This is a genomic window from Rhodococcus sp. NPDC003382 (assembly GCF_053589135.1).
The window spans coordinates 1-5,934 of sequence record NZ_JBSFRH010000089.1 but is presented as its reverse complement, the minus strand read 5'-3'; the positions used below and the strand labels follow the sequence as shown (position 1 = coordinate 5,934).

The following is a 5,934-nucleotide window of genomic DNA, read 5'->3' as shown; positions in this document are numbered from 1 at the left end:
GTCTCCCGGCAAGCGTTGGTGGCCTACCGCGGCAACCGCTACTCGGTGCCCCCGGAACTGGCGGCAGCGCAGGTGCACGTCACCCGCAGGCTCGGCGGCGAGGTGATCGACATCGTCACCGCCTCGCAGTACGGCGTGATCTCCTCGTCGCCTGGCGTCTGTTCGCCATTTCGCCACTGTGGGGAACCGCGTTCGAGGATCTCGAGATACTCGGGCTGTTCCTTCTTGACGGTTTCGTAGACAGCCAGGGAACTGGCGAAGAAGCTGTGTCCACCGATCTTCGCGGGGTGCATACACATCAGGCTGAGGATGTCGATCCTATCGCTGTGGACACGACAGAATTCCATCCGATTGCCCACGGGGTCATAGAACCAAAAGAAGTCGGCATCTCGTCCGACACGTATCCCGTCCTTGTTGGCGGGGAAATCGTCGACATGTTCGGCGTTGTCGAAAATGGCTCCGCGGGAAGCTAATTCATCATGTACGTGCTTCAGTTCACGCGTGGTCATGAAGACCAATGTCGAATGTGTCGGGCGTGCTGCTCCCTGAGACTCGGACGGACGCTTGGCGGGACTGAGGAAGACCTTCAGTCCGGCCAGCCGGAACGCAACGACAGTCGTGGCAGCTCCTTCGAGGCTGCGGTCCGTCCCTCGGTATATGGGATCACACCCGAAGACGGCCGAATACCATTCGGCTGCAGAATCCACATCTTGCACGTACAACGTCAGTGATGCTCGGCTTCCCGTGAGGATGTCCCCGCCGGATGTGTCGACGGTCACGTAATTCCCCAGGGGTATCCGTCAAGGAATTCCCCATGTCCGGGCGTGCTGGAGTGAGCGTAACCCGGCGGTCGGGTTGGGGTCAGGCGGTGCCATCGGGAATGCGGCCGGGGCGCTTGCGGGGCCGGTAGGACGGACCGTCCATCAGGACCTGGTGACTGGTGTTGATCAACCGATCGAGCAGAGACTCGGCCACGACCGGATTCGGGAACAGCGGGTACCAGTCCTTCGGGGCCCTGTTGCTCGTCAAAATCAACGGCTTCCCGGCGATCGCCCGATCGGAGACCAGATCGTAGAGTGAGGCTGCCCCCTCGGAGTGGACACCCTGACAATGGTTCGCAGAAGAACCAGGAGGGATGTTCACATGGGACGTCAGTCTCAGTACACGGAAGAGTTCCGCCGGGACGCGGTTGCGTTGTATCGCGCCGGTGGCGGCACCCGCACCTACGCGGCGGTGGCCTCGGACCTGGGCATCAGCGGCGAGACCTTGCGGACCTGGGTCCGCAAGGACAACGCCTCGGACCAGGGCTCAGCGGCCGTTGGCGGCGAGACTGCAGCCGATGAGTTGGCGCGCTTGCGGGCAGAGAACGCCCGGCTGCGCAGCTCGGAGAAGGAATGGCAGCTCGAACGTGAGATCCTGCGCCGGGCAGCCGCCTATTTCGCGCAGGAGATGAAGTGAAGACCTGCCGCTGGGACTTCATCTCCACCCACCGCGACGAGTTCGGCGTGCAGCGGCTGTGTCGGGTCCTCGGTACCTCCCGGTCCGGCTATTACCGGCACCTGGCCACCGCCGATGCTCGTGCCGAGCATGCCAAGCAGGAGGCTGCGACCGTCGCACAGATCCGCCGGATCCACACCGAGCATCGCGGTGCCTACGGTGCACCTCGCATCCACGCCGAACTGCGGGAACTCGGGGTGTGCATCAACCGCAAAAAGGTCACGCGGTTGATGCGTGGCCACCGCATCGTCGGTCGGCATCTGCGGCGTGGCCGGCGCACCACGATCCCCGATCCGCAGGCGTCGGCGGTACCTGATCTGATCGGTCGCGATTTCACCGCCGACGAGCTCGACACCCGGTGGTGCGGCGACATTACGTACATTCCGGTGGGGTCGTCGTGGTTGTATCTGGCGACGGTGATCGACATCTGTTCACGTCGGGTGGTGGGGTGGTCCATCGCCGAGCACATGCGTACCGAGTTGGTCACCGACGCGCTCGCGATGGCTGTCGTCACTCGCGGTGGCAGTGTGGACGGCGTGATTTTTCACAGCGATCGCGGAGCGCAGTACACTTCGGCGGAATTCGCGACATTCTGTGCCGCGCATGGGATTCGAATGAGTCGGGGTCGTGTGGGGTCAAGTTACGACAATGCTTTGGCGGAGTCGTTCTTTCAGGGTTTGAAGCGTGAATGGCTGCATGGTCGTGCCGCGATGTCGAAGGCGCGGACGCGTCTGGAGTTGTTCGGGTGGTTGTCGTACTACAACCGGCGGCGGCGTCATTCCTCGTTGGGTTATCTGGCACCGATCGAGTTCGAACGACGATTGACCGCATCGGCTACGCTCGCACTCGCCGCATGAAATCCGGTGTCCACTCTCGAGGGGCAACCTCAGTGATCATCGGACTGGGTGGTGGTGTGCTCGCGCATCGCGAAGTCGTCGATGATCAACACCGCCGGCCGGGCGTATTCACGCATGCGTTGGCCGATGGTGCGATCGGCGTGTCCACCGGCCAGGTCGGCGAGCATCCGGGAACACTTGACGAACCGCACATCCCCACCCCGGCGGGCCACATGATGCCCAAGTGTTTGTGCCACATGGGTTTTCCCGACACCGACGGGGCCGTAGAGGATCACCGACTCGCCGGCGTCGAGCCACCGCAGTGCAGCGAGGTCCCGCAGCATCGCGGCCGGGAGTTTCGGGTTGGCGGTGAAATCGAAGTCCTCGAAGGTGGCCTGCTGCTCGAACTTGGCCCGGCGCACCCGCCGGGCCAGGGCGGCGGTTTCCCGGCGGGCGATCTCGTCCTCGCAGAGCACCTGCAGGAACTCGAGGTGCCCGAGCTGCCCGTCGCGGGTTTGCGCCAGCCGAGCGTCGAGCGTGTCGAGCATGCCGGTCAGCTTCAAGGTTTTCAGCGCAGCACGCAGACTGGGATCATGAATGGTCATGACAGGAGTCTCCTGAAGAAGGGAAAGAGGCAGTCGATCAACAGATCTCACGCGGAGCGTTCGGTATCGAACGCTTCGGGTCCGCGCAGCAACGCCGGGACGGTGACACTGGCATCGGCGGTGTCGTGCTCGTCGCACTCGTCGTGTTCGGTGCCGGCGGCGAGGATGCCCTTGACGGTGCGATAACGCGGATCACCGACCTCGAGGGCGCGGGCGCAGGCCGCATCGACCCGGGCATCGTCGTAACGCGACCGCAACCGGACGATGCCCTGGATCGACCGCAGCCGGTGGATCGCGTTGACCTGTGACAACTCGTCGACGATCGCGACCGCACCGGGCCCGATCTGCTCGGCCTGGGCCCGGCACCACACCACGGTCTGCAACGTGAACGCGGTCTTCGCCGGCGGGTAGTGCTCGGGATTCGTCGCCCGCCCCGACAGTCGGCGCACATGGGTGGCCACGACCTGCTCGTCGTGGAAGATCTGCACCACATCGCCGCTGGTGCGCACCAGCAGTTGCCGGCCGATCAGCCGCCACGGCGCCGAATACAACGCTTTGCCGGCCTTGACGTGGCAGTCCGGGGCGAGCTTGCCGGTGGAGTAGACCACCGGCTCGAACGGCCGCGGCGGCAACGGCGTCAAGGCGTGCTTCTCGACGGCATCGAACACCACCGCCGGGTGCGCACCGTCGAGGCCGCGATGCTGGTGCCGGCCGTAGACGTCGGTGCACCATGTCAGCGCGGCGGCCTGCATCTGCGCCAGCGAGGTGAACTCACGGCCCCGGAAGAACGAGTCCCGGATATAGGGCATCGGCCGCTCGATCCGGGGTTTGTCCTTGGGTTTGCCGGCCCGGGCCGGATCGATGAGCACCTGATAGAACCCGGCGAGTTCGGCATAGGCCCGGTTGATCTGCGGATCGTAGAGATCTGGGCGGTCGACCCCGGTTTTGAGGTTGTCGCACACCATCCGTGCAGGAGCGCCACCGAAGAACTCGAACGCGGCCACATGCGAGGCGCACCATGAGGTTTGATCCATCCGCAGCACGGGCTGCACGAACAGCATCCGCGAACACGCCAGGATCATCGCGAACGCCCACACCGCCACCCGCCGGTCCGTCGCCGGATCGCGCCACATCCCCAGCTTGCCGTAGTCGACCTGCCCCTCGTCGCCCGGCGGGACCGGTCCGCGGGGCATCGTGGCCTTCGACGCCGCGACCCGGTCGGCGAATTGCGTTGCGATATACCGACGCACGGTCGATTCGGACACGGCGACGTGGTGGTCGTCGCGTAGGCGTTGGGCAATGGTCGCCACGGTCACCGACTCGTCGAGTTGCCCTTCGATCCACCTGTGATGGGCGGCGATCGCCGGCCAGGTCACCGCCCGCGCCGTCGGGTCCACCACTTCCGGGAACCAGGCCGCGATCAACTCGCGCCAGAGATTCTCGTCGAACTTGTTGCCCTCGCCCGGGCTCAACCCGGCCGCCAGCGCCGGGGCCAGGTACTTCCGGATGGTCTTGCGGTCGAGTCCCAGGGCTGTCGAGATCTGCACCTGGGAGCGGCCGGCATGCCAATGCCGGAACAACTCCATCAGATCGGTCATCGTCCACGTTCTCCTTGCCACCGTCGGGCTCCTTCCCAGGCCCTCGGTGGACCTCGAGAAGAAGCGAACCTGCAGCAGCACCCACACCCCGGCCGACACGCCCCGAAGGTGGGGAATTACGTGACGGCCGGGTGAGGAATTACGTGGATCTGTCGCACTTTCCGTGAAGGTCCTAACGGCCTCCTGATCAGGGATGATTCGGTAGCAACCAAGATCATCATGGTGTGACCTCGCGCCCCTGACGGCCCTGCTGCCGCATCTGACCGACGTCGTAGTCGACGCCGTCCGCCTCGCCGGCTCCACGATCCGGATCCACGCCCACCCTCACCGCAACCAGGCGCAGTGCCCGAAGTGCGACACCTCGTCGAGCCGGGTCCATTCCCGGTACCGCCGCCGACCGGCCGACACCGCGATCGGTGCCCGCCCGGTCGTACTCGAACTGACCGTCCGTCGATTCTTCTGCGTCAACACGCACTGCACGACAATCACATTCGCCGAACAGATACCCGGTTTGACGAAACGGTTCGCCCGCCGCACAACCGTGCTCGACGCGGTACTCGAAGCGATCGGGCTGGCGCTGGCCGGCCGCGCCGGCGCCCGCCTGGCAGCCCGGCTCGGGATCGAGGTCGGCCGCGACACCCTGCTGCGGGCGGTGCGTGCGATCCCGGACCGGCCCATCGAGCAGACCCCGATTCTGGGTGTCGATGATTTCGCGATCCGCCGCGGCCACCATTACGGCACCGTCGTCGTGGACCTGACCACGAGCCGGCCTATCGATCTGCTGCCGGACCGCACCAGCGGCACCGTCGCCGCATGGCTGCAGGAACACCCCGGCGCCGAGGTGGTGTGTCGTGACCGTGCCGGTGCCTACGCCGAAGCAGTGCGCACCGGCGCACCGGATGCGGTGCAGGTCGCCGATCGGTGGCATCTGTGGCACAACCTCGTCGGCGCGGTGGAGGACACGGTTGTTCGGCACCGCGCCGATCTTCGTCCACCACCCGAACTCACAGACCCCAACGCGACGGACCAACATACCGAGAGCAATTGCGGTACAAGTCCTTCAGGCGCAGAGATGCCGGACGGCCGGTTGGTCTCCCGGACCAGGGAACGGCACACAGCCGTGCATCAACTCGTTTCGAGCGGGATGACGATCTCGGCGATCAGCAGGGAACTGCGTCTCGACCGCAAGACCGTGCGTCGCTTCGCCCGCGCTCGTACCGTCGACGAGCTGTTGACCACCACTCGGACGGCAGGACCCACCCTGCTGAGTGAGCACGAACCCTACCTGCGAGAACGCTTCGCTGCGGGATGCACCGACGCCGCCCGCCTGACCGCGGAGATCACCGAACGCGGCTACCGAGGCAGCGCCAAGACCGTCCGCAGGTTTCTGCAGCCACT

Annotated in this window: 2 protein-coding genes and 5 pseudogenes; 3 read left to right on the top strand and 4 right to left on the bottom strand. The window is 65.4% G+C overall.

The features are described 5' to 3' along the window. Positions 1-129, top strand: a pseudogene (locus tag ACWDUD_RS30305) (Mu transposase domain-containing protein); the annotation flags it as partial. 68 nt (positions 130-197) lie between these two features. Here the strand turns inward: ACWDUD_RS30305 and ACWDUD_RS30300 are convergent. After that, a pseudogene (locus tag ACWDUD_RS30300) lies at positions 198-716 on the bottom strand (TauD/TfdA family dioxygenase); the annotation flags it as partial. A gap of 145 nt (positions 717-861) precedes the next feature. Further along, positions 862-1,086, bottom strand: a pseudogene (locus ACWDUD_RS30295) (ATP-binding protein); the annotation flags it as partial. A gap of 57 nt (positions 1,087-1,143) precedes the next feature. Between ACWDUD_RS30295 and ACWDUD_RS30290 the strand changes: the two are divergent. Then, positions 1,144-2,354: pseudogene (locus ACWDUD_RS30290) on the top strand (IS3 family transposase). Between the two features lie 35 nt (positions 2,355-2,389). On the opposite strand, the pseudogene ACWDUD_RS30285 reads toward ACWDUD_RS30290, so the two are convergent. Together ACWDUD_RS30285 and istA are read right to left on the bottom strand one after the other, a co-directional pair. Beyond that, a pseudogene (locus ACWDUD_RS30285) lies at positions 2,390-2,938 on the bottom strand (ATP-binding protein); the annotation flags it as partial. Between the two features lie 47 nt (positions 2,939-2,985). Next, positions 2,986-4,536 carry an IS21 family transposase gene (gene istA, locus ACWDUD_RS30280; protein ID WP_248673077.1) on the bottom strand — a complete coding sequence of 517 codons (1,551 nt, stop codon included), beginning with the start codon at positions 4,534-4,536 and terminating at the stop codon, positions 2,986-2,988. Positions 4,537-4,774: 238 nt separating this feature from the next. On the opposite strand from istA, the gene ACWDUD_RS30275 reads away from it, so the two are divergent. After that, positions 4,775-5,934 (top strand): ISL3 family transposase (locus ACWDUD_RS30275; protein ID WP_450111732.1); only part of this gene is annotated, 1,160 nt, incomplete at its 3' end.

What these genes read in the sequence shown, in the direction of transcription:
- istA (WP_248673077.1), bottom strand. Translation starts at nt 4,536, where the DNA reads ATGACCGATCTGATGGAGTTGTTCCGGCATTGGCATGCCGGCCGCTCC.